Origin of the sequence: Bacillus sp. SIMBA_154, from assembly GCF_046536015.1 — a bacterium.
Lineage (GTDB): Bacteria > Bacillota > Bacilli > Bacillales > Bacillaceae > Bacillus > Bacillus pumilus_P.
Map to the genome: position 1 here is coordinate 21892 of NZ_JAWJBV010000001.1, position 21117 is coordinate 43008.

The window sequence follows — 21117 nt, forward strand, 5'->3', positions numbered from 1 at the left end:
TGGCTAATTTTAGTATACTTGAACTCATTTGGAATTGCTAGAAGGTAAAGTAACCGTTTTCCTTTTTCATGATCATTTTATGAATATCGTCTGACAGCGAGCTGACCCGGGAGCTTGCGCCAGACGTTTACTATAAATGAGGAGGCGGCACTTTCAGCTTCCTCTTTACTAATGTCTTCGCACACTTTAGGATAGAGGAGGAAGTGAAAGAGAGGGATTCAATTTATGGTCTTTGAGATATGGAACAATTTAAAAAAAGGGGATATCCATCCCGTTTATTGCTTATATGGAAAAGAAACGTATTTACTGCAAGAAACTGCTGCTAAACTGAGACAAGCTGTGGTTGACGAGGAAGCAAAGGATTTTAATTTCTCCGTCTTCGATATGGAAGAGGTGCCGCTTGAACAGGCTGTGACGGACGCAGAAACCTTTCCGTTTATGGGAGAACGACGTCTCGTTGTGATTAAAAATCCTTATTTTCTTACAGCAGAAAAGAAAAAGGAGAAGATCGAGCATCAGCTTTCCGTATTAGAAGCTTACTTAGAAAAGCCAGCACCTTATACTGTTCTCGTGTTATTAGCGCCATATGAAAAGCTGGATGAACGTAAAAAAATCACGAAATTACTAAAAAAGAAAGCGGCTGTCGTTGAGGCGAAAGAGTTAAACCCTAAAGAAACAACTGATTTCACCATCACCTTGGTGAAGACAGAAGGAAAGGCGATCACGGCTGAAGCGGCTGAGCAGCTTGTCATGCTATGCGGCGGGAGTCTGTCCTCACTTTTTCAAGAGGTTCGGAAGCTAAGTACATATATTGGAGAGCGAGAGGAAATCGAGCTGGCGGATGTCAATCAGCTTGTTGCGCGCAGCTTAGAGCAGAATATTTTCGAATTGATTAACCAAATTGTAAACAGACGCCGTTCTGAAGCCATGCAAATGTTTTATGACCTCTTAAAGCAAAATGAGGAACCCATTAAAATATTGGCGCTCATTTCAAATCAATTTCGGCTGATTTTGCAGACAAAGTACTTTGCTCAGCAGGGGTACGGGCAAAAACAAATTGCGTCAAACCTGAAGGTCCATCCATTCCGTGTCAAACTCGCCATGGACCAGGCAAAACTGTTTTCAGAAGAAGAACTAAAGCAGATCGTCAAAGAGCTCTCAACGATCGATTATGAAATGAAAACGGGTAAAAAGGACAAGCAGCTATTGCTAGAATTGTTCCTGCTTCGATTATTAGGCGCTTGAACATAAAAAAAACGACCTTCTAAAAAGAGGGTCGTTTTTGTTTAGATGTATAATTGCCAGTCTGTCCTTATGGCTGAGCCGGTCAGGACGGACGTACAGTTAAACAGGTGCCTCATCACTGAGGCGTTGCAAGCATTATGCAGAAAGTCCGTTTACTTGTTTAGCAAGTCTTGATTTGTAACGCGCAGCTGCGTTTTTGTGTACAAGACCAGTTTTAACGGCTTTGTCAATGCGTTTTGCAGCAGAAGAAAGAGCAGCTTTTGCTTGCTCAGCATCGTTGTTAGCTACAGAAACTTCAACTTGTTTAATCGCAGTACGCATCGCAGATTTGATTGTTGCGTTGTGTGCACGGCGCTCGTTATTCGTTTTTGTACGTTTGATCGCTGATTTAATATTTGGCATGTGTTTCACCTCCTAAGATACAACCTAAACACAATTGTCTTAAGGTTAAATCTTCACAATAGAACAAGTTGTATTCTATCAAACACACCTTTAGAATGCAATATAAATGTAAAGTATTTTTCATTGATGAACCGCTCGAATGTTTCTTTATAGAGATGGAAAGACTACTGTTAATTACTTGGTGGAAGGAGCCTTTTTATGAAGAAACAGAAACTCGATTTAAGCGCTTATCAAATCCGGACAGACTTGGCCGTTGAAACAAAAGAGATACTAGAACAAGAGAACGATCCGAATGTCGTCAAAAATGATGGCATTCAAGGAATTGTCGAGAAAGAAAAGGAAGAGCACGGGATCCGCATACGCACTGTGGAGATTACGAAAGAAGGAGAAGAGCTGACGGGGAAAAAGGCAGGAACATACTTGACACTTGAGGCGCAGGGCATTCGGGAGAAGGATTCTGAGATGCAAGAAAAAGTAGTCGAAGTCTTCGCCCATCATTTTGCTCAGTTTTTAAAAGACCGGGGAATTCAGGCAGATGCGAGCTGTCTTGTAGTGGGACTAGGTAACTGGAATGTCACGCCAGATGCATTAGGACCACTCACAGTTGAAAACCTGCTTGTGACCCGTCATCTATTTGAATTACAGCCGGAAAATGTACAGGAAGGCTATCGCCCAGTGTCCTCTTTATCACCTGGTGTGATGGGACTGACTGGAATTGAAACAAGTGACATTATACAAGGTGTGATCGAACGTTCCAAACCCGATTTTGTGATTGCCATAGATGCACTTGCTGCTCGTGCGGTGGAACGGGTGAATACAACGATTCAAATGTCTGATACAGGCATCCATCCAGGATCTGGTGTAGGGAATAAGCGCAAGGAATTAAGCAAAGAAACCTTGGGTATTCCAGTGATTGCGATTGGCGTCCCGACAGTGGTTGATGCAGTGACGATCGCAAGTGATACGATTGATTATGTCTTAAAGCATTTTGGTAGAGAACTGAAAGATGATAGACCCTCCCGCTCTCTTGTGCCGGCTGGTCTGACATTTGGGAAGAAAAAAGTGCTAAACGAAGAAGACTTGCCAGATGAAGAAACGCGTCAATCATTCTTAGGAATAGTAGGAACGCTTCCTGATGAAGAGAAAAGACAGCTGATCCATGAAGTGCTTTCGCCGCTAGGACAAAATTTAATGGTGACGCCGAAGGAAGTGGATACATTCATTGATGATATGGCAAACGTACTTGCCAATGGATTAAACACAGCGCTTCATCAAAAAATCTCTCAAGATAACATGGGTTCTTATAATCATTAATCGGTTCTACTTTCTCTAGCTCGCTCATAGTGTAATTACTAGAAAGCGTGCTGGAGGGAGTAAATCATGAAAAAAAGACCCCGCCGTCCTCGACAGTTGGTCGTTGCGATTAATGGAACCAAAGTAGTGAAAAGTATTTTCTTGTTTATTGCCTCTCTTGTTGTCATGTTTGTCATGTCAGGGGCTTTGACATCTTTAAAACCTGAGCTTAGACCTCAAGCTTCGTTATATGGTGTAGCTGATGAGTTGTCAGGAGCGTTCTTTGCCACACTGATGGGAATGGAAAACCAATATTTCGCCTCAACAGTTCCAGAAGATCAAAAAGGGTTCAATTTCTCTGGACTGTCACTCAAGCTTGCGACAAGTATCAATTTAGAAGATCCCCGCAGTTTTCTAGGAAGAGAGCTGCCAGGCTTTGAACATTTTGATACAAAAATCATCTTAGCGGGTGAAGGAACAGACTATACCAACATGCCAATGGAATCGCCGCCGCCAAGTGAAGTCATCAAAGATGAGAAAGAAGCGAATTTAGCTGAGCTGGACAAGCTCGATGAGGATGAGCCGAAAAAGCCTGCTAAAGAGCCGGATCGTTCGACAGGGAAACGAAAAGCCGTGTACATTTATCACACACACAATACGGAATCATATTTACCATTTTTAAAAGGAGAAACGAACCCAAACAATGCACGGCACTCAAAAGTGAACGTCACCCTTGTCGGAGACATGTTTGGAAAAGCGCTCGATCAGCAAGGAATCGGTAATACAGTTGACAAAACTGAAATTGAAAAAAGGCTCCTGCAAAAAGGGTTAAAGTATCCGCAGTCGTATAATGAATCCAGATTGGTCGTGAAAGAAGCCCTTGCTGCAAATGATGACCTCGAATATTTAATTGATATTCACCGTGACTCAAGGAGAAAGAAAGATACCACTGTGGAGATCAAAGGAAAGAAATATGCGAGAATCGCGTTTGTTGTGGGGAAGAAGAATCAAAGCTATGAAAAAAATTTAAAGCTGGCAACAGAGTTTCACCATTTGATGGAGAAAAAATATAAAGGTCTCAGCGTCGGAGTGTTTGCAAAAGGAGAAATTGGCGATAATGGAATCTATAATCAAGATTTATCTGATAAAGCCCTTCTTTTAGAATTTGGCGGAGTGGATAATAATATGAAAGAATTGAAAAATGCATCCAATGCAGCGGCTGATGTGTTCAGTGAAATTTTCTGGGACGCAGAAAAAGTAAATGGCAAAGCAAAGGATGAGAAAAAACGTTCTTAAGGTGGTGACGGGTATGGGCTCATTTATTGGAAAAACCATTATTTTAGGATTGGTTTTGCTGTTTGGTGTCTTTTTAGGAATGCAGCAAGCCAATAATGGTATGCTGCAAATGAAGGGCTACCATGATCCGCAATTAAAAGGGGCTTTCTCTATTCAAATGAAAGACGATCAAGAAAGAGAAGCTTCTATCTTAGGAACGGCTGTCACAGAAAAGGATTTAGCTGAAAAACAAAAGCAGCTCGAAGAAATAGAGAGCTTCAATGCCTTCTCCAAGGCCGGAAAAGCCCTATCTGATGGTATGACACATGCAGCCCGTTCTCTTTATGATTGGGTGAATGGCAAATAACCATTCAAATTAGCACCACCATGGATTTCATTTCATGAGATATCACCCTTTTGAGAAAAGCCGCTTACACCGATGAGCGGCTTTTCTTGATTTCGATTGAATCTTTACAGCCCTATTGATATAATCTAACCTAGCGCAACCCGCGTTTTATAGTAGGAGTGATAGATTGTGACAGATAAAGAAAAACGATTAGAACGGCAATCAAGAATTCGAAATTTCTCCATTATCGCCCATATTGACCATGGGAAATCAACATTGGCGGACCGTATTTTGGAAAAAACAGCGGCGATTACTCAACGAGAAATGAAAGAACAATTACTTGATTCCATGGACTTAGAGCGTGAACGCGGCATTACGATTAAATTAAACTCTGTCCAGCTGAAATATAAGGCGAAGGATGGAGAAGAATATATTATGCACCTGATTGATACACCAGGGCATGTCGACTTCACCTACGAGGTTTCCCGAAGCCTAGCTGCCTGTGAAGGTGCGATTCTCGTTGTTGATGCAGCACAAGGAATTGAAGCACAGACACTTGCGAACGTTTATTTAGCTCTTGATAACAACTTAGAAATTCTGCCGATTATCAATAAAATTGATCTGCCAAGTGCAGAGCCTGAGCGTGTAAGAGAAGAAATTGAAGATGTCATCGGGTTGGATGCGTCTGAAGCTGTTCTGACATCTGCTAAGGCGGGCATTGGGATCGAGGATATTTTAGAACAAATCGTAGAAAAAGTGCCGGCTCCAGCTGGAGACCCAGAAGCACCGCTTCAAGCCCTTATTTTTGATTCCCTTTATGATGCGTATCGAGGCGTTATTGCGTACATACGGATTGTTGAAGGAACAGTAAAGCCAGGTCAGAAAATCAAAATGATGGCGACAGGCAAAGAATTTGAAGTGCTTGAAGTCGGCGTTTTCACACCGAAAGCAATGCCCACAGACGAACTCACCGTTGGAGATGTTGGCTACTTAACAGCTGCGATTAAAAATGTCGGTGATACACGTGTAGGGGATACGATCACAAGTGCGGAGAACCCTGCGAAAGAAGCACTGCCAGGATACAGAAAGCTGAACCCAATGGTATACTGCGGACTTTATCCAATTGACACAGCGAAATATAACGACTTACGTGAAGCGTTAGAAAAGCTTGAATTAAATGATTCTTCACTTCAATATGAGGCAGAGACATCCCAAGCACTTGGCTTCGGTTTCCGCTGCGGCTTTCTTGGAATGCTTCATATGGAAATCATCCAAGAACGGATTGAACGTGAATTTAAAATTGACCTCATTACGACAGCACCAAGTGTTATTTACGATGTGTATATGACAGACGGAGAAAAAATCGTTGTAGATAACCCGTCCAATCTGCCTGATCCGCAAAAGATTGAACGAATTGAAGAACCATACGTGAAGGCAACAATGATGGTGCCAAATGATTATGTAGGCTCTGTTATGGAGCTTTGCCAAGGAAAGCGCGGTAATTTCATTGATATGCAATACCTTGATGCAAACCGCGTCAGCATTGTTTACGAAATTCCTTTGGCAGAGATTGTATACGAATTCTTTGACCAGCTAAAGTCCAATACAAAAGGGTATGCGTCCTTTGATTATGAGCTGATTGGCTATCGTCCATCCACTCTAGTGAAAATGGATATTATGCTAAATGGTGAAAAGATCGATGCCCTTTCCTTCATTGTTCACCGCGATTATGCATATGAACGAGGAAAGCTCATTGTAGAAAAGCTGAAAGAACTCATTCCACGCCAGCACTTTGAAGTACCAGTTCAGGCGGCGATCGGTCAAAAAATCGTTGCTCGTTCTACCATTAAAGCGATGCGTAAAAACGTACTTGCTAAGTGTTATGGTGGAGATATTTCCCGGAAAAGAAAGCTTCTTGAGAAGCAAAAAGAAGGGAAAAAGCGCATGAAGCAAGTGGGCTCTGTTGAAGTCCCGCAAGAAGCATTTATGGCTGTCCTGAAAATGGACGACAGCACACCGAAAAAATAATATCCTCAAGGCAACCTGCTTTACAATGCACGCCTTGACGTTTATAGTCGAAAACAAACAAAGTTGCCGCAGCGATAAACTGCGGCTCTTTACCTGTAAAGAAGGTGTCATCAAATGAAAGCAGCATACATTCACATTCCATTTTGTGAGCACATTTGTCACTATTGTGATTTCAATAAATTTTTCATTAAAACGCAGCCAGTAGATGAATACTTAGCCGCTCTTGAAAAAGAAATGCAGCACACGATCGAGCAAAAAGGCGAGCAAGAACTAAAGACGATCTTTATTGGCGGTGGAACCCCGACATCACTGACAGTCAGCCAGCTAGATCAGCTCATGGACAGTATTCAACGCGTATTAAAGCCGACAAAAAATCTGATTGAATTTGCAGTTGAAGCAAACCCAGACGAACTATCGCTTGATAAGCTGCATGTCCTGAAATCAGCAGGCGTGAATCGGCTGAGCTTTGGCGTACAAACATTTGAAGACGATTTGCTCAAAAAAATCGGACGAGTTCATCAACAGAAAGATGTCCTAACTTCTTTCGAACGAGCAAGAACGGTTGGGTTTGACAACATTAGTCTCGACCTCATGTTTGGTTTGCCTCATCAAGAAAAGCACCATGTCATGAATTCACTTGAGACGGCTTTTTCATTAGGTGCAGAGCACTATTCTGTCTATTCACTCATTGTGGAGCCGAAAACGGTTTTTTACAACTTAATGCAAAAAGGAAAGCTGCATTTGCCGCCGCAAGAACGTGAGGCTGAAATGTATGAGCTTGTCATGGATGAAATGGAGCGCCACGGATTAAAGCAATATGAAATTAGCAATTACGCCAAACCAGGCTTTGAAAGCCAGCATAACCTCACATATTGGAGCAATGAAGGTTACTTCGGTTTTGGTGCAGGGGCGCACGGCTATGTAGATGGTATCCGAAATGTGAACGCTGGACCAGTGAAGCATTATTTGGAGCTGATTGAACAAACAGGGTTCCCATATAAGGAAACACATCAGGTGACAAAAGCAGAACAAATCGAAGAAGAAATGTTTTTAGGTCTCCGGAAAATCGAAGGTGTTAAAAGCACCCATTTCCAAGCCAAATATGGAGCAATGCCAGAGGCGCTCTTTTCCACTGTTCTTGAAGAATTAGAAGAAAAAGGTCTCATTGTACAAGATGACATTGGGATTCGTTTAACAAGAAAAGGAAAATTGTTAGGAAATGAAGTGTTTCAAGCGTTTCTCGGTGAGTTATAATTGACATTTTAATTTGAGTTTGGTAATTTTGTTTATACAATTAGCACTCGTTGAAAGAGAGTGCTAACAGGGGTGATGATGATGTTAACAAATCGTCAGCTTTTGATTCTGCAAGTCATCATTAATGACTTTATTCGTTCGGCGCAGCCAGTTGGATCAAGGACTCTTTCTAAAAAAGAAGACATCACATTCAGCTCTGCGACGATTAGAAACGAAATGGCTGATTTGGAGGAACTTGGTTTTATTGAAAAGACCCATTCTTCATCAGGAAGAATTCCTTCCGAAAAAGGATATCGTTATTATGTAGATCATTTGCTCTCTCCGCGAAAACTGTCATCTAAAGAGCTTGTGCTCATCCAGTCAGCTTTTCAGGAGAAAATTTTCGAGCTGGAAAAAACAGTTCAAAAATCGGCGGAAATTTTATCAGATCTCACAAACTATACATCGATTGTGCTGGGTCCAAAGCTAAGTGAAAATCGATTAAAGCAAATTCAGCTTGTCCCTGTTCAGCCAAACAAAGCAGTGGCGATCATGATTACAGACAGTGGTCATGTTGAAAACAAAACCATTACCTTCTCTGAGCATCTCGATGTCTCCGATATTGAGAAGCTGATGAATATTTTAAACAGCCGCCTAGCAGGAGTCCCGATGGATCAGCTGAAGGACAGGATGTACAAAGAAGTTGTCATGCTGCTTCGCATGCATTTAAAAGATTATGATCATATTTTAGATGCGCTAGGCAACACATTTACATCGACACAAAACGAATCAAAACTTTTCTTTGGCGGGAAGATTAATATGTTGAATCAGCCGGAGTTTCATGACATTGACCGCATTCGTTCACTGATGATGCTCATTGAGCAAAAGAATGATGTCATGCAGCTGTTTCATCCAAATCAGCAAGGAATCACCATTAAAATTGGCTCAGAAAACAATTTGGAAGCAATGGAGAATTGCAGCTTAATCACAGCGACCTATTCGATTGATCAAAAATCTCTCGGCTCCATTGCCGTCATCGGTCCAACCCGCATGGATTACGGCCGGGTCGTCAGTCTCTTGCATCATGTATCAAAAGACTTGTCAAACGCACTTTCCAATTTGTATGATGAGTAGGGTGATGAAAAGCGGGGGCACAGCCCCTTCGTATTCTTGAATCTTTTGAGGGAGGTGAACACAATGTCAGAAGAAAAACAGACACCTGAGCAAGAAGCAGAGGTTGAAGCACAAGAAGAAGCAGTTCAAGCAGATACTGAGGAAGTAATGCATGATGAACAGTCTGCCTTCCAAGAGAAAATCGATGAATTGCAGCAGCTTCTAGACGAAAAAGAAAACAAAATTCTGCGTGTTCAAGCAGATTTTGAAAACTATAAACGCCGTGCTCGAACTGAAGTGGAGACCGTGCAAAAATATCGTTCTCAACATGTTGTCAGCGATCTTCTCCCAGCTCTTGACAACTTTGAAAGAGCGCTTGGAATCGATCCAGACAATGAGCAGACGAAAAGTTTGTTAGAAGGAATGCAAATGGTTTACCGCCAGCTGGTAGAAGCGTTGAAAAATGAAGGCGTTGAACCAATTGAAGCTGTCGGCAAAGAGTTCGATCCAAACCTTCATCAAGCCGTCATGCAAGTTGAAGATGAAAACTTCGATTCAAATATCGTTGTAGAAGAATTGCAAAAGGGCTATAAACTCAAAGACCGAGTCATTCGTCCATCAATGGTAAAAGTAAATCAATAACTACATAACATAATGGGAGGTCATCGAATATGAGTAAAATCATTGGGATTGACTTAGGAACAACAAACTCATGTGTTGCAGTACTTGAAGGCGGCGAGCCAAAAGTTATTGCAAACGCTGAAGGAGCACGTACAACACCATCTGTTGTCGCTTTTAAAAACGGAGAGCGCCAAGTAGGTGAAGTAGCAAAACGTCAATCAATTACAAACCCTAACACAATCATGTCTGTGAAAAGACATATGGGTACTGATTATAAAGTAGAAGCTGAAGGCAAGAACTATACACCGCAGGAAATCTCTGCAATCATTCTTCAACATCTTAAATCTTACGCTGAAGGCTATCTTGGCGAAGAAGTAACAAAAGCTGTGATCACAGTTCCTGCTTACTTCAATGATGCAGAACGTCAAGCAACAAAAGATGCAGGGAAAATTGCTGGTCTTGAAGTAGAACGTATCATTAACGAACCAACAGCAGCTGCACTTGCTTATGGTTTAGATAAAACAGAAGAAGATCAAACGATTCTTGTATACGACCTTGGCGGCGGTACATTTGACGTTTCAATTCTTGAGCTTGGAGACGGCGTCTTTGAAGTACGCTCAACTGCTGGGGACAACCGTCTAGGTGGAGATGATTTTGACCAAGTCATCATTGACCACCTAGTGGCTGAATTCAAAAAAGAAAATGGCATTGATCTTTCTAAAGATAAAATGGCGCTTCAGCGTTTAAAAGATGCTGCTGAAAAAGCGAAAAAAGATCTTTCTGGTGTATCATCTACACAAATTTCACTGCCATTTATCACAGCTGGAGATGCAGGACCTCTTCACCTTGAGTTAACGTTAACTCGTGCTAAATTCGAAGAACTATCTTCTGAGCTTGTCGAGCGTACAATGACACCTGTACGTCAATCACTTAAAGATGCTGGTTTATCTGCTAGCGAGATTGATAAAGTCATCCTTGTTGGTGGATCAACCCGTATTCCTGCAGTGCAAGAAGCGATCAAAAAAGAAACAGGTAAAGAGCCTCATAAAGGCGTAAACCCTGATGAAGTTGTTGCACTAGGTGCTGCAATTCAAGGTGGAGTGATCACAGGAGATGTGAAAGACGTTGTTCTTCTTGACGTGACACCACTTTCTTTAGGGATTGAAACAATGGGCGGCGTATTCACGAAGCTGATTGAGCGTAATACAACAATTCCAACAAGTAAATCTCAAGTGTTCTCAACGGCTGCTGACAACCAAACAGCTGTAGACATCCACGTTTTACAAGGTGAACGTCCTATGGCAGCAGATAACAAAACATTAGGTCGTTTCCAATTGACTGATATCCCGCCAGCACCACGCGGCGTACCGCAAATCGAAGTATCATTTGATATCGATAAAAACGGTATTGTGAACGTACGTGCGAAAGATATGGGTACTGGAAAAGAACAAAATATTACAATCAAATCTTCTTCAGGTCTTTCTGATGATGAGATCGAAAAAATGGTCAAAGAAGCAGAAGAAAATGCTGAAGCAGATGCAAAGAAAAAAGAAGAAATCGAAGTGCGCAATGAAGCAGATCAATTAGTGTTCACAACTGAAAAAACATTAAAAGATCTAGAAGGCAAAATCGATGAAGAGCAAGTCAAAAAAGCAAATGATGCGAAAGATGCTTTAAAAGCTGCGATCGAAAAAGGCGAGCTTGAAGACATCAAAGCGAAAAAAGATGAGCTGCAAACAATCGTTCAAGAATTAACGACAAAGCTCTATGAAGAAGCTGCAAAACAAGCACAAGCTCAGCAAGAAGGCGCTGAAGGTGCTCAAAAAGCAGATGACAATGTAGTGGATGCAGAATACGAAGAAGTAAACGACGATCAAGAGAAAAAATAATCACCTTTACTTTTGAAAAAGACTGCTGAAACGTACTCGTCAGAAAGTCAAAGTCAGGATCTCTTGGCTTTGACTTTTTTCTTTTCAACGATGAAAAGGAATTGAAAAAGGTTAAATCAAAATGATACAATCGTATTTATGTGAGAAAATCGGGAGTGTGAAGAGATGAGTAAGCGTGATTACTATGAAGTGCTTGGCGTTGGTAAGAGCGCCTCAAAGGACGAAATCAAAAAGGCATACCGCAAGCTTTCAAAAAAGTATCACCCTGATATTAATAAAGAAGCTGGCTCAGATGAGAAATTCAAAGAAGTAAAAGAAGCCTATGAAACCCTTTGTGATGATCAAAAACGTTCGCATTATGATCAATTCGGTCATACCGATCCAAACCAAGGCTTTGGCGGCGGCGGTTTTGGTGGAGGGGGAGACTTTGGCGGCTTCGGCGGCTTTGATGACATCTTCTCTAGTATTTTTGGCGGCGGTGCCAGAAGAAGAGATCCAAATGCACCGCGTCAAGGAGCGGACCTTCAATATACAATGACGCTTTCGTTCGAAGAAGCGGCATTTGGAAAAGAAGCGACCATTGAAATTCCTCGTGAAGAATCTTGTGAAACATGTCATGGCTCAGGGGCAAAGCCTGGGACGCAAGCGAAGACATGTTCACATTGCGGCGGTTCTGGCCAATTAAATGTCGAGCAATCAACCCCATTTGGTAAAGTCGTCAACCGCAGAGTATGTAATTACTGTAGCGGAACAGGAAAACAAATTGACCACAAATGTTCAACATGCGGTGGATCTGGTAAAGTGCGTAAGCGTAAGAAAATCAATGTAACGATTCCGGCAGGTGTTGATGATGGTCAGCAGCTCAGAGTATCTGGTCAAGGTGAACCAGGTATAAATGGAGGACCTCCAGGCGATCTATTCGTTGTGTTCCATGTACGTGCGCATGAATTCTTCGAACGTGACGGAGATGACATTTACTGCGAAATGCCGCTTACCTTCGCGCAAGCTGCATTAGGCGACGAAATTGAAGTGCCGACATTACACGGAAAAGTAAAATTAAAAATTCCTGCAGGCACTCAAACTGGAACAAAGTTTAGACTCAAAGGAAAAGGTGTGAAAAATGTACGCGGCTATGGCCAAGGCGATCAGCATATCGTTGTACGTGTCGTCACACCGACGAATTTAACTGACAATCAAAAAGATATCATTAGAAAATTTGCTGAAGTGAGCGGAAATAAACCAGACGAACAAGAAATGAGCTTCTTCGATAAGGTAAAACGCGCATTTAAAGGCGAGTAAGACGGATAAGGAGTTGGTAGTATTGAAGTGGTCAGAGATTAGCGTCCATACAACAAATGAAGCGGTGGAACCAGTCACCAATATTTTGCATGAAGCAGGTGCAAGTGGTGTCGTGATTGAGGACCCGCTTGATTTAATCAAGGAACGTGAAAATGTATACGGTGAGATCTACCAGCTCGATCCGAATGATTATCCGGATGAAGGGGTTATTGTGAAAGCCTATCTTCCGATGAATAGCTTTTTGATGGAAACGGTAGATGAGATCAAAGAAGCCATCAACAATCTTCTTCTATACGATATTGATCTTGGACGAAATACGCTGTCCATTTGTGAAGTAAATGAAGAAGAATGGGCAACCGCATGGAAGAAATACTATCATCCTGTAAAAATCTCTGAAAAATTCACCATCGTTCCAACGTGGGAAGAATATACACCTGTTCATTCTGATGAACTGATCATTGAAATGGATCCTGGAATGGCATTTGGAACAGGTACGCATCCAACGACAGTCCTTTGCATTCAGGCGCTTGAGCGCTATGTGAAGGAAAACGATACGGTGATTGATGTTGGAACAGGATCTGGCATTTTAAGTGTTGCAGCAGCGATGCTTGGTGCAAAGGACATTCAGGCCTTTGATCTCGATACCGTTGCGGTTGAAAGTGCGAAGCAAAACATCGAATTAAATGGTGTTAGTGAACAAGTGACTGTGAAACAAAACAATCTACTTGATGGTATTTCAGGTGAACGTGATGTGATCGTTGCCAACATTCTTGCAGAGGTCATCTTACGCTTTACAGATCAAGCATATGACTTATTAAAGAAAGATGGCTATTTCATTACATCAGGCATCATCGGACAAAAGAAATTACAAGTCAAAACGGCTTTAGAAGAAGCTGGCTTTGACATTGTTGAAGTGCTGTCAATGGAAGATTGGGTCAGCATTATAGCGAAAAAATAAAGCGAGTAGGTGTCAGGACACGTATGCAACGATATTTTATCGACCTCACGAAAGAAGAAGTGATGGCAAAGGGAGCCAGCGTCATAAAAGGTGAAGATGTACATCACCTTTCAAATGTCATGCGAATGAAAGCAGGGCAGGAAATCCTTTGCTTAACGACAGACGGCTTTGAAGCGCTCAGTAAAATTGATACAATAACAAAGGAAGAAGTGATTTGTCACCTTGAAGGCTGGACGAATCAGAACAGAGAACTTCCGATCAGTGTGACGATAGCGAGTGGTCTGCCAAAAGGAGATAAGCTTGAGGTGATTATCCAAAAAGGGACCGAGCTTGGCGCAAGTGCTTTTGTCCCGTTTCAAGCGGCTCGTTCTATTACAAAGCTTGACCAAAAAAAGTCACATAAAAAACGTGAGCGCTGGGAGAAAATTGCGAAGGAAGCAGCCGAGCAGTCCTACCGGAATATCATTCCCCGTGTCCATCCAGTATCAACGTTTAAAGAGCTGACACAGCTGGCTGATGAATTCGATAAATGTGTCGTTGCATACGAAGAATCATCGAAAGAAGGAGAGCAAAGCCGATTTCAAACTGTGCTTCAACAGATGAAAGGCGGACAAACCTTATTAGTGGTTTTTGGCCCTGAAGGCGGTTTGGCAGAAAAGGAGATTGGAGAGCTTGAAAAGCTTGGTGCAGTCATTTGCGGGCTCGGACCACGCATTTTAAGAACAGAAACAGCTCCTCTATACGCGCTTTCTGCTATATCTTATCAAACAGAGTTATTAAGAGGTGAATCATGATGGGAACAGTAGCGTTCCATACACTTGGCTGTAAGGTCAATCACTATGAAACAGAAGCGATCTGGCAGCTGTTTAAAGAAGCTGGCTATGAAAGAAAAGATTATGAATCAAAAGCAGACGTATATGTGATTAATACATGTACGGTCACGAATACAGGCGATAAGAAAAGCCGCCAAGTCATTAGAAGAGCCATTCGTCATAACCCGGATGGTGTCATTTGTGTAACAGGCTGTTATGCGCAAACGTCTCCGGCAGAAATCATGGCGATCCCTGGCGTTGATATTGTGGTTGGAACACAAGACAGACATAAATTGCTTGGTTATATTGAAGAATACCGTAGAGAAAGACAGCCTATTAACGGGGTTGGCAATATCATGAAAGCACGGGTGTTTGAAGAGCTGGATGTCCCTGCCTTTACAGATAGAACGCGTGCTTCATTAAAAATCCAAGAAGGCTGTAACAATTTCTGCACATTCTGCATCATTCCGTGGGCTCGCGGACTTCTTCGTTCTCGTGATCCTGAAGAGGTTATCAATCAAGCACAGCAGCTTGTTGATGCCGGCTATAAAGAAATTGTGTTAACTGGTATTCACACAGGCGGATACGGTGAAGACTTAAAGGATTATAACTTCGCGAAGCTTCTAAAAGAATTAGATGAACGTGTTATCGGTTTAAAACGAATCCGCATTTCATCAATTGAAGCAAGTCAAATTACAGACGAAGTGATTGAAGTGCTGGATCAGTCAGATAAAATTGTCAGACACCTGCACATTCCGCTTCAATCTGGCTCTAATACTGTGCTGAAAAGAATGCGCCGTAAATATACGATGGAATTCTTTGCAGAGCGTTTAACAAAGCTGAAAAAAGCATTGCCAGGCCTAGCTGTGACCTCTGATGTCATCGTTGGATTCCCTGGGGAAACAGAAGAAGAGTTTTTGGAAACGTACAATTTTGTCAAAGACCATCAATTCTCTGAGCTGCACGTATTCCCTTACAGCAAACGTACAGGTACTCCGGCTGCAAGAATGGAAGATCAAGTGGATGAACATGTGAAAAACGAACGCGTTCACCGCTTGATCGCTCTTTCTGACCAGCTTGCGAAGGAATATGCGTCAGCATACGAAGGAGATGTACTAGAGATTATTCCTGAAGAATCCTTCAAAGAAAAAGATGGAGAACACAATCTTTATGTTGGTTATACAGATAACTATATGAAGGTCGTTTTTGAAGGATCAGAAGATATGATCGGTCGATTGGTGAAAGTGAAAATCACGAAAGCTGGCTACCCTTATAACGAAGGACAGTTCGTCCGTATGAGTGAAGACATTCAACCAGACAAAGTGAGAATGACATCATAAGAGAGACAAGAACCGGCTGCCACTAGGGGGCCGGTTTTCTTTTATGTTTGATTTGGTAAAAGGAACAAAATCATTGCATGAAAGGGGCGGATGAACGGGAAGAACAATAACGAGCTGGCGACATTAAACAATAGACTGAAATGCGCGATCTGCTGTGCTGGAGAGCTCGCTAAAAGTGCGACAAATTGCGTTATGAGTGTGAGAAATGGCAGGCATAATAAAACCCCAAGAACATTAAATACAACATGTGCATAAGCCGTTTGACGTGCTGCCAATCCGCCCGAGATCGCAGCCATGACAGCTGTAATGCATGTGCCAACATTCGATCCTAATACAAAGCTGATTCCCTCCTGCAACGCCACAGTCCCTTCATTCATAAATCCCATTAAAATACCAATGCATACAGAGCTTGAATGAACAATGGCAGTGAGGATTGTGCCCGACAGAATAGCTGTCCAATCTGAGTGCTGCATCATTTCAAGAAAACGTAGCGTTTCCGGTTGACTTGTCATCATACCTGCAATTTTTGAAAAGCCTTGAATGCAAAAAAAGATCATCCCAAGACCAAATAGACTTTTTCCTGCATGCCTGAAGGACCTTTGACCAAAAATGATACATACAAGACCGGTAGCAATTAAAACCCACATGAACACGTCCATCTTAATCGCGATAAATTCTGTCGTGAACGTGGATCCGATATTGGTCCCAAGGATCATTGGAATTGATTTTTTGAAAGTCAGAATGCCTGTACTCACAAAGCCGATGACAATGACCATAAACGCCGAACTGCTTTGAAGCACGCCTGTAAACACAATACTAACCAAGAATGCTTTCGCCGGGTGATCTGTAAAGAGAAGAAGCGATTTCTCAATACGAGACGATGTCAGTGCCATTAATCCTTTTCTCAGCAAACCCATTGACCATAAAAAAATGAAAATAAGTGCACAAAAATAAATGATCGCCATCATAGAAAAGTCCTCCTCTTACCAATAAATATATGGACTTGTCTACCTGCTCATGACGAAAATATATTTCCAAATCACTTAGTTGACCTCACACTAGGCTTATATTATAATGTCTAGGTACATGTTTGCATGTATATCTTTTTTTAATGCAGTCGATTGGTGTATTCGGAGGGAGGGAAAGAGAATGTCAAAAACGGTCGTTAGAAAAAACGAATCGCTTGAAGATGCTCTTCGTCGCTTTAAACGCAGTGTATCCAAAACTGGAACATTGCAAGAAGCAAGAAAGCGTGAATTTTATGAAAAGCCTAGCGTAAAGCGCAAGAAAAAGTCCGAAGCTGCTAGAAAACGTAAATTTTAAAAGAGGGTGGATTTATGAGTCTTCTTGAGCAATTAAATTCTGATATGAAGCTGATGATGAAAAACCGTGAGAAAGACAAGCTTGCTGTCATTCGAATGGTAAAGGCTTCACTACAAAATGAAGCAATTAAGCTTAAGAAAGACAGTTTGACCGGCGATGAGGAACTGACCGTTCTTTCTCGTGAGATTAAGCAACGTAAAGACTCCCTCCATGAATTTTCGAAAGCTAATCGCTTAGATTTAGTAGATAAAGTTCAAAAAGAGATTGACATCTTAGACGTTTATTTACCTGAACAGCTTTCTGAAGAAGAACTGCAAACGGTCGTGAAAGAAACGATCGCTGAAACAGGTGCTTCATCGAAGGCTGATATGGGTAAAGTGATGAGCGCTATTATGCCAAAAGTAAAAGGTAAAGCTGATGGTGCTGTCATTAACAGACTTGTCAGCGAGCAGCTGTCTCAATAAAAAAGTATCCTTCTATTGTTAGAAGGGTACTTTTTTTGTACCACCATAAATCTGTCATATAAAAATGAAACCTATGATACATTTGTAACGTATGTAAAGGAACGGTAAAATAAAAGAAAGAGAGGAGGGATCACCAAATAGATGAAAAAAATAAAAATTTCTATTGCTCTCTTCAGTTGTTTTATAATATGCTTGTTATTAGGGGTTCAATTGACCGCGAAATCAGCAGATCAGAAAGTTCATGTCATTCCAATTGAAGATACAGTAGAAAAGGGACTATCTAAATTCATTGAACGATCATTTGAGCAAGCAAAGTCGGAACGGGCGAAACATATTATTCTCGACATCAATACACCAGGTGGTGCAGTTGATGCGGCGCTTGAAATCGCAGATACCATTCGTGCGTCTGATATCCCTGTGACAGCGTTTGTCAATCATAGAGCGCTTTCAGCCGGGGCCTTCCTTGCATTAAATGCCGACCAAATTTATATGACCCCAAACGGAAAGATGGGGGCTGCTGCGATCATTGATGGAGAAGGCAATGCTGCCGATCAAAAATCTGAATCTCTATGGCTTGCTGAAATGAGTGATGCTGCCGAAAAGCAGGGGCGTGATCCAAAGTATGCTCTTGCGATGGCAGATGTAGATATAGATGCAAAAGAAGCCGGTGCACCAAAAGGAGAATTGCTCACCTTCAACACAGACCGGGCGCTTCAATTCGGGTATGCAGAAGGAGAAGCAAAAAATCTGGATGACTTGCTTCAGAAGCTGACCTTAGCAGACACTTCTGTTCAATACGATGAAGTGAGCTTTGCTGAAAAGGTTGCGCGTTTTCTCACGCACCCAATCGTCATTCCAATCCTTTTATCCATCGCAAGCTTAGGGTTAATTGTTGAGCTATATTCTCCCGGCTTTGGGGTCCCAGGCACCATGGGAGTCACAGCGCTTCTTCTATTCTTTTATGGTCATCTCGTGGCAGGTTTTGCAGGATATGAGACGTTGTTCCTGTTTTTAGCAGGGATTGCACTCATTATTCTGGAATTGTTTTTGCCAGGGGGAATCTTAGGTGCCATTGGACTAATCTGTGTTGTTGTCAGCTTATTTTTAGCAGCTGGAAGCTTTACAGAAATGGCGATTTCCATCTTGATTGCCACTGCTGTTTCAATCATAGCAGTTATTTTATTGACAAAGGTGTTGGGGAAACGTATGAAATTTTTTAAAAAGTTCATTTTAACCGATTCAACCAATAAAGAAAGTGGTTATGTCTCAAATGAAACAAGAGAGGATCTTGTTGGACAAATTGCAGTGACAGCAACAGCACTTCGTCCATCCGGTACGATTGTACTCGGAGATGAGCGTATTGATGTTGTGTCAGAAGGTGCATTTATCGACAAGGATGAACAAGTAAAAATTGTTAAAGCGGAAGGCTCACGCATTGTCGTGAGGAAAGTATAGATATACTGATTTTATAGGAGGAATAAAATGGATCCATCTACTTTACTATTATTTGTGATTATCGCAGCAGGTTTGATCGTTCTATCGATCTTCTTCACCTTTGTACCGGTGATGCTGTGGATTTCTGCCCTAGCGGCTGGCGTAAGAGTGAGCATTTTTACACTTGTAGGAATGAGACTTCGCCGAGTAATTCCAAACCGAGTGGTCAACCCGCTCATCAAAGCACATAAAGCAGGTCTTGATGTGACGATTAACCAGTTAGAAAGCCACTACCTTGCAGGTGGTAACGTTGACCGTGTTGTGAATGCATTGATCGCGGCTCAACGTGCGAATATCGAATTGAACTTTGCACGCTGTGCAGCGATCGACCTAGCAGGCCGTGACGTACTTGAAGCTGTACAAATGAGTGTAAACCCTAAAGTGATTGAAACACCATTTATCTCAGGTGTTGCGATGGACGGGATTGAAGTGAAAGCAAAAGCACGTATTACAGTTCGCGCAAACATCGAACGACTTGTTGGTGGTGCAGGGGAAGAAACAATCATTGCTCGTGTAGGTGAAGGAATTGTCTCTACAATCGGTTCATCAAATAATCATAAAAAGGTTCTAGAAAATCCTGATATGATTTCTCAAACGGTTCTTGGTAAAGGATTAGATTCAGGTACTGCGTTTGAAATTCTCTCGATTGATATCGCAGATGTTGATATCGGTAAGAACATTGGGGCTATTCTGCAAACAGACCAAGCAGAAGCAGACAAAAACATTGCACAGGCTAAAGCGGAAGAACGCCGCGCAATGGCTGTTGCACAAGAACAAGAAATGCGTGCGAAAGTTGAAGAAATGCGCGCGAAAGTAGTAGAAGCAGAGGCTGAAGTACCACTTGCAATGGCTGAAGCACTACGCGAAGGCAATATTGGAGTCATGGACTACATGAACATTAAGAATATCGATGCTGATACGGATATGAGAGATTCATTTGGTAAAATGACAAAAGGTCCATCTGATCATGAAAACAAATAAGCATCCTCTCACGCTTTAAGGAGGGAGCCCATTGGACATTCTATTTGAAAATCCGCTACTAATTGCGATTATCATCGGTATCATCTCTGCTGTCTTTGGGAAAATCGGCAAACAAGAGGAGAATGAACAAAAGAACCAGCAAAACAAGTCAGCTCCTCAACGTAAGCCAATGCCCCAAAATCAGCAAACAAAACAAAAAAGTCCAGACCTCGTCGTGACGGACCAACTAGACGATTTTGGCGATGTACATGATCATGGCGGGATGAAGAAAAACACATCGCAGTCCTTACAAGATCGCTATACGGATACACTTGCTGAAATGGAAGAAAGAAAAAGCGAGTTAAACAAAGAGTTTCAATCGCTTGAAAGGCAGCTGACAAGGCCGAAAGCCTCAGCTGTGGAAATGAAGCCGCACATCATTGATAAGCTCAACCAAAACACTGTTGTTCAAGGCATGCTTCTTGGCGAAGTGTTTGGAGCGCCCCGCGCTAAAAAACCGCATCGAACGATGAAACGGCCATATAAAAGGTAAGAAGAAAGCTCCCTTGTAAAAGGGGGCTTTTTTTGCGTAAACGATGAACAGGCTGTTTTACGGGATTCATTAGCATGATATGAACCGCTGAGGAATAGGATGATATAGAGACTTTCTCATCAGTCTCACCATCTTTCAGTTTGATCTCATACACATGAGGTGGGAAGGGGTTCTTATTGAATGGGAAAAAGAAAAAATCGACTTAAAGCATGGCTGACAAGAACACTTGAAATCCCTCCGGACGTGATGATGGATCTTCCCCGTATTACGATGGTTGGCAGACTCCACATTTACATAGAGAACCATAAAGGGCTTTTGCTTTTCAGTGATCAAGAGGTAAGGCTTATGCTCAAACAAGGACAATGCATTATTTCAGGGAAAGACTTTGTGATTAAAACGATTTTGCCAGAAGAGATCTTATTAGAAGGGAAAATCGATGAGGTCCGTTACATTGATTCTTAACTGACGG

General features: G+C 42.0%; 21 protein-coding genes. 19 read left to right on the plus strand and 2 right to left on the minus strand.

The window, feature by feature from the left end; translation table 11 throughout:
* The first annotated feature begins 225 nt into the window (after positions 1 to 225).
* A complete protein-coding gene (holA, locus tag R0K30_RS00140; protein WP_256498825.1) occupies positions 226 to 1245 on the plus strand; it encodes a DNA polymerase III subunit delta in 1020 nt (339 codons plus the stop codon).
* Between the two features lie 135 nt (positions 1246 to 1380).
* On the opposite strand, the gene rpsT is transcribed toward holA, so the two are convergent.
* Positions 1381 to 1647: a 30S ribosomal protein S20 gene (gene rpsT, locus R0K30_RS00145; RefSeq protein WP_008342485.1), complete on the minus strand. Its 267-nt coding sequence runs from the start codon at positions 1645 to 1647 to the stop codon at positions 1381 to 1383.
* A gap of 198 nt (positions 1648 to 1845) precedes the next feature.
* Between rpsT and gpr the strand changes: the two genes are divergently transcribed.
* From gpr to mtaB, 12 genes are all read left to right on the plus strand, one after another.
* Positions 1846 to 2961 carry a GPR endopeptidase gene (gene gpr / locus R0K30_RS00150; RefSeq protein ID WP_099726588.1) on the plus strand — a complete coding sequence of 372 codons (1116 nt, stop codon included), beginning with the start codon at positions 1846 to 1848 and terminating at the stop codon, positions 2959 to 2961.
* Positions 2962 to 3027: 66 nt separating this feature from the next.
* Entirely contained in the window at positions 3028 to 4236 is a 1209-nt protein-coding gene (locus tag R0K30_RS00155) for a stage II sporulation protein P (RefSeq protein ID WP_099726589.1), read from the plus strand.
* Positions 4237 to 4249: 13 nt separating this feature from the next.
* Complete coding sequence (locus R0K30_RS00160) at positions 4250 to 4582, plus strand: YqxA family protein (RefSeq protein WP_099726590.1); 333 nt, start codon at positions 4250 to 4252, stop codon at positions 4580 to 4582.
* 168 nt (positions 4583 to 4750) lie between these two features.
* Positions 4751 to 6589 (plus strand): translation elongation factor 4, encoded by a 1839-nt coding sequence (gene lepA / locus R0K30_RS00165; protein ID WP_099726591.1) that lies wholly within the window; start codon positions 4751 to 4753, stop codon positions 6587 to 6589.
* Between the two features lie 114 nt (positions 6590 to 6703).
* Complete coding sequence (gene hemW, locus R0K30_RS00170; RefSeq protein WP_410608503.1) at positions 6704 to 7843, plus strand: radical SAM family heme chaperone HemW; 1140 nt, start codon at positions 6704 to 6706, stop codon at positions 7841 to 7843.
* Positions 7844 to 7924: 81 nt separating this feature from the next.
* Positions 7925 to 8956, plus strand: coding sequence for a heat-inducible transcriptional repressor HrcA (gene hrcA, locus R0K30_RS00175; protein WP_099726593.1), 1032 nt, complete (start codon positions 7925 to 7927; stop codon positions 8954 to 8956).
* Between the two features lie 63 nt (positions 8957 to 9019).
* Entirely contained in the window at positions 9020 to 9577 is a 558-nt protein-coding gene (gene grpE / locus R0K30_RS00180) for a nucleotide exchange factor GrpE (protein WP_099726594.1), read from the plus strand.
* A 29-nt stretch (positions 9578 to 9606) separates the two neighbouring features.
* Complete coding sequence (gene dnaK, locus R0K30_RS00185) at positions 9607 to 11445, plus strand: molecular chaperone DnaK (RefSeq protein WP_230030410.1); 1839 nt, start codon at positions 9607 to 9609, stop codon at positions 11443 to 11445.
* A 165-nt stretch (positions 11446 to 11610) separates the two neighbouring features.
* Entirely contained in the window at positions 11611 to 12744 is a 1134-nt protein-coding gene (dnaJ, locus tag R0K30_RS00190; protein WP_410608506.1) for a molecular chaperone DnaJ, read from the plus strand.
* A gap of 22 nt (positions 12745 to 12766) precedes the next feature.
* Entirely contained in the window at positions 12767 to 13702 is a 936-nt protein-coding gene (gene prmA, locus R0K30_RS00195; protein ID WP_230030409.1) for a 50S ribosomal protein L11 methyltransferase, read from the plus strand.
* Between the two features lie 23 nt (positions 13703 to 13725).
* Positions 13726 to 14496, plus strand: coding sequence for a 16S rRNA (uracil(1498)-N(3))-methyltransferase (locus R0K30_RS00200; RefSeq protein WP_410608509.1), 771 nt, complete (start codon positions 13726 to 13728; stop codon positions 14494 to 14496).
* Positions 14496 to 15854 carry a tRNA (N(6)-L-threonylcarbamoyladenosine(37)-C(2))-methylthiotransferase MtaB gene (gene mtaB / locus R0K30_RS00205; protein ID WP_099726599.1) on the plus strand — a complete coding sequence of 453 codons (1359 nt, stop codon included), beginning with the start codon at positions 14496 to 14498 and terminating at the stop codon, positions 15852 to 15854. The genes R0K30_RS00200 and mtaB overlap by 1 nt, the downstream gene beginning before the upstream one ends.
* A gap of 41 nt (positions 15855 to 15895) precedes the next feature.
* Here mtaB and R0K30_RS00210 read toward each other — a convergent pair whose 3' ends face one another.
* Entirely contained in the window at positions 15896 to 16822 is a 927-nt protein-coding gene (locus R0K30_RS00210) for a Na/Pi symporter (RefSeq protein ID WP_410608511.1), read from the minus strand.
* A gap of 181 nt (positions 16823 to 17003) precedes the next feature.
* Here R0K30_RS00210 and rpsU point away from each other — a divergent pair, with 181 nt between their 5' ends.
* The 6 genes from rpsU to yqfC all read left to right on the plus strand — a co-directional run bounded on the left by rpsU (position 17004) and on the right by yqfC (position 21110).
* Positions 17004 to 17177 (plus strand): 30S ribosomal protein S21, encoded by a 174-nt coding sequence (gene rpsU / locus R0K30_RS00215; protein WP_003152957.1) that lies wholly within the window; start codon positions 17004 to 17006, stop codon positions 17175 to 17177.
* Positions 17178 to 17191: 14 nt separating this feature from the next.
* Positions 17192 to 17641, plus strand: a complete 450-nt coding sequence (locus R0K30_RS00220; RefSeq protein ID WP_249705052.1) for a GatB/YqeY domain-containing protein — start codon at positions 17192 to 17194, stop codon at positions 17639 to 17641.
* 141 nt (positions 17642 to 17782) lie between these two features.
* Positions 17783 to 19096 carry an NfeD family protein gene (locus tag R0K30_RS00225; protein WP_249705053.1) on the plus strand — a complete coding sequence of 438 codons (1314 nt, stop codon included), beginning with the start codon at positions 17783 to 17785 and terminating at the stop codon, positions 19094 to 19096.
* 27 nt (positions 19097 to 19123) lie between these two features.
* Positions 19124 to 20116 (plus strand): flotillin-like protein FloA, encoded by a 993-nt coding sequence (floA, locus tag R0K30_RS00230; RefSeq protein ID WP_099726603.1) that lies wholly within the window; start codon positions 19124 to 19126, stop codon positions 20114 to 20116.
* Positions 20117 to 20147: 31 nt separating this feature from the next.
* Positions 20148 to 20648 carry a hypothetical protein gene (locus tag R0K30_RS00235; protein ID WP_099726604.1) on the plus strand — a complete coding sequence of 167 codons (501 nt, stop codon included), beginning with the start codon at positions 20148 to 20150 and terminating at the stop codon, positions 20646 to 20648.
* Positions 20649 to 20828: 180 nt separating this feature from the next.
* Positions 20829 to 21110 (plus strand): sporulation protein YqfC, encoded by a 282-nt coding sequence (yqfC, locus tag R0K30_RS00240; RefSeq protein WP_012010618.1) that lies wholly within the window; start codon positions 20829 to 20831, stop codon positions 21108 to 21110.
* The last annotated feature ends 7 nt before the right edge of the window (positions 21111 to 21117 follow it).